Source organism: Thiolapillus sp., assembly GCF_048562965.1.
Lineage (GTDB): Bacteria > Pseudomonadota > Gammaproteobacteria > Chromatiales > Chromatiaceae > Thiolapillus > Thiolapillus brandeum_A.
Map to the genome: position 1 here is coordinate 1 of NZ_JBHNMF010000339.1, position 3548 is coordinate 3548.

Sequence of the window (3548 nt, forward strand, 5' to 3'; positions counted from 1 at the left end):
ATTGGCAAGGAACGGAAGACGAAGACCCTGCTGCGGTTTTTCCGCTGGTTCGGAGCCGAACGCAGCCAGCAACTGCGCTACATCTGCTCGGACATGTGGAAACCCTACCTGAAGGTCATTGGGCAGGCCGTGCACGTGCTCGACCGGTTCCACATCATGGCCCATTTCAGCAAGGCCCTGAACGAAGTGCGTGCCGGCGAGGTGAAGGAGCTGAAGGCCAAGGGATATGAGCCTGTTCTGACGAAAAGCCGCTGGCTGCTGCTGAAGCGACCGGAACATTTGACCGATGCGCAGGAGAGCAAGCTGGCGGAACTGCTGCAGTACAACCTTCGCAGCGTGCGGGCCTACCTGCTGAAGGAGGCGTTCCAGTTCTTCTGGGGTTACGTTTCGCCCTACTGGGCCGGTCAGTTTCTGGATAGGTGGTGTACGAAAACGATGCGATCGAAAATCGAGCCGATGAAGAAAGTGGCCCGGATGCTGCGAGGTCATCGGCCGCTGTTGCTCAACTGGTTCCGGACCAGGGGGTAGCTTTCCAGTGGTGTTGTGGAGGGTTTCAACACCAAGGCAAAACTGACCTCCAGAAAATCCTTCGGTTTTCGGACGTATCGGGGTGCGGAAATCGCTTTGTATCATGCACTTGGTGCTTTACCCGAGCCTGAGTTTACCCACAGATTCTGCTGAAGAGCCCGATATTTTTATAGTGTCCGATCTTATTTTTACCTGATTACCCACCAATTTCAGCCATCCCGATTAATCAGTAATTGACGTAAAAACAATGGGTTGCACTGGTTGTTTCATCGTGTAGCTTCTTTACATTGCCAAATTTGGTCAAAATCAACCTTGGTTTGCATCATTAAGAATCCAGGTTTGCCTATGTCGGCGGGGTTGGACGCGACTAAATTGGGCTGCCTGGCGGCTGAAGATGGTGGGTAATCAAGTATTTTTATGTGTGCGGCACAGCGCCGCGATTGATCCCAGCAGGACCATTCCTGCTGGGAATTGGGTTTTACTCAATATGACCATTCGGGGCACCGACCAGGCTCGTCTCAAAGCTCGCCAGCTTCGCGCTGGGTTTGAGCGCCACCCCTACAGCCAGGGCGATATCAGCGGGACCGTAGCCATGCGTCCCAGGGTAAACCGCCTGGTCGGGTGTGAATTGCCCCCACCCAGAATAGGCACCGGTGAGAATCGAAGGATCGAGGACATCGCCGTTGCGCCCATGGTAGATATCAGGACTGCCTACCCAGCCCATGCGTGAGGCGTTTTTAAGCGCTCTAAGGCCCAAAGCAACGCCCTCCGCGGGGTTGGTTCGGTCTGTGATCAACAGGCGGTTAGGGTGACCTGTGCCGCCCACAATCAGGCCGTTATGGCCTGTATATTGACCAATATCGAGGTCGGCATAGATGCCGATCGATACGTTCCCGAACGCCTGCGGACTGCTGAATTCCCATCGGCTGACATGGAAATTAGTGCGAGGAACGACGGTGGATGTGATGGTCCAATAGATAATGCCGTTCTCACCCTGGAACTGGCCGCCAGAGACGATTGATCCATCCGATCGCGCGTGCGCAGGGTCAGTCAGGGTATCTCCAAGGCGGAACGTTTCTGATCCCACTTTCACGCGGGTCTCTGAATCATGCAACACATTGTTACCGTTGAGCCTCAGTTCCTCGATCTTACCGGCATCGCCAATAGCAACTTCCAGATCATCAGGCGCTTCAAGCTCGGCAATCCTCGCACTATGTTCTGCGATCTCTTCCTCTTTTCGCGTGATCTGTGCTTCTTTTTTGGCGATCTGCTGACGTAACCGGTCTGCTTCTTGCGAACCTTCGACAGCAACTGCCAGTTGGGTTTGCAGTGTGGACAATTGGCCCTGCAACGTACCCAGCTGCCCTTGCAGGGTTACGATGGTTTCAGCCTTCGCGGTGATGTCGGCCTGTTGGGTGGCGATCGTCGCGTCCCGCTCAACGACTGCTACCTGGGTCGACGTTGCGAGGGTTTGAAGCGTCTCGATGCGGCTGTTGAGCGCTGCAATGTCCTCGTTGTGCTCAGCCGGAGGCGTTGTGTTGATTGATTGCGGTCGCAGGCGCGGTGGTGCGCTTGCGTTTGCGTCGACTGCGCCGATGTCACAGTGGGTGTCTGGGTATCGTTTGCGCGGTGCTCCGCGTTGATCTCTGACTGTGCAGACGGTACCGGCTGCATCAATTAGGCCACTGTCTGGCAGTGGGCTGTATGTGTGCGTGTATCCGCCATAGTTTGCTAGCGGTCCTAATTTTGCGTCTCCCCAGCTCGTGCCTGGTTCTGAATAGTCTGCATCTCCGTTGCAGCTGTCGTCATCTATCCAGCTGTTTTCTAGTGTGTATCGTCCCCAGCCTCCGCAGTTTCGCCCTCGTGATTCCGATATTACTGTGCGGATGATTTGTACTGGCGCTGTGCCTGCTAGGCTGTAGAGTGTTCCGCCGTTGTTGATTCTGCGCCTCTTGTTGTTGCGTTTTCGTTCGGCGTCTGGTCTGCATGAGCACCCGTGGCATCGGTTTTTTCCTACTCCAAAGGCGCATTCGTTTAGTTCTGGATCTGTGATTGGTGCGCTTTTGTTGTTCATCAACGTGCTATCTGATAATTTATTGCTGCCGCCTACGGCGAAGAGGACGCTCCCCTTTGCTTCTTTATCGTTTTCCCAGTCTGTTCTGGATTGCGCGCGGTTGTTCGCGAATGTGCTATTGATTGCTCCAAAGATCCCCTCGTGGTTGTAAATTACACCGCCTCTTTTTTTTGCTGTATTCCATGCGAACGTTGACGCTACTAGTGTTGTTTTTGCTGTGTCGCTGTTTATCATTTTTCCGTTGTAGATCATTCCCCCTTCGTTTGCTGCGAAATTATCCCGCGCGCTGGAGCTGTCTATTGTTAGTGTTCCCCTGTTGTAGATTGCTCCTCCTTGGTCTGTCGCTAGATTTTCGTGGATTCTGCAAAATTGGGCGTTGATTGTCCCCTCGTTGTATATTGCGCCGCCCTCGTTTGCTTTTCCGTGTTCTAGTGATACCGCCCAGAGGCTCAAATTTCCTGTCCCTGTGACGTCTAGCAGTCTGGTTTTATGTTGTCCATCTAGTGTGATGTCTGGTTTTCTGTCGCCGTTTATGTCTCCCTCGATGCGCAGGCGTTTGCTGATCATGATTTGGCTGTCCAGCCGGATGATTTTTTGATACAGCCAGGGCGCGAATGTGATGCGGTCGCCGGACGCGGCGGAGGAAACGGCGGCGCGCAGTGTTCCGGTTCCATGGTCGGCCATGCTGGTCACGCGATGAACAATGATAGCGGCGGCAGGGTTTGAAAATGCCAACGCGCCTGCTATGATAATTCTCGATTTCATTTGATTTCTCTCTTGTGATTTCAGAGCCGGGGCAGCAACCCCGGCTTTCCTTGTATTACTCGGGTTCCTCGACGTTTTAAGTGGAATTCCTCCAAAAACCTGTGCCAGTATAGCGCCAAATACTGGCATGAGGAAAAGACGTGGACGGCAACGAGATACTGCTACTGGGATTGGGGATTCA

Annotated in this window: 1 protein-coding gene and 1 pseudogene; one reads left to right on the top strand and one right to left on the bottom strand. The window is 53.6% G+C overall.

Annotation, left to right across the window (positions count from 1 at the left end; all coding sequences use genetic code 11):
- A pseudogene (locus tag ACOCD2_RS14405) lies at positions 1 to 681 on the top strand (transposase); the annotation flags it as partial.
- 325 nt (positions 682 to 1006) lie between these two features.
- Here ACOCD2_RS14405 and ACOCD2_RS14410 read toward each other — a convergent pair.
- Complete coding sequence (locus tag ACOCD2_RS14410) at positions 1007 to 3367, bottom strand: choice-of-anchor Q domain-containing protein (RefSeq protein WP_293649100.1); 2361 nt, start codon at positions 3365 to 3367, stop codon at positions 1007 to 1009.
- Between the last annotated feature and the right edge of the window lie 181 nt (positions 3368 to 3548).

Excerpts from the sequence above, each read along its gene's own strand:
- ACOCD2_RS14410 (WP_293649100.1), bottom strand. The coding sequence starts at position 3,367 with ATGAAATCGAGAATTATCATAGCAGGCGCGTTGGCATTTTCAAACCCT.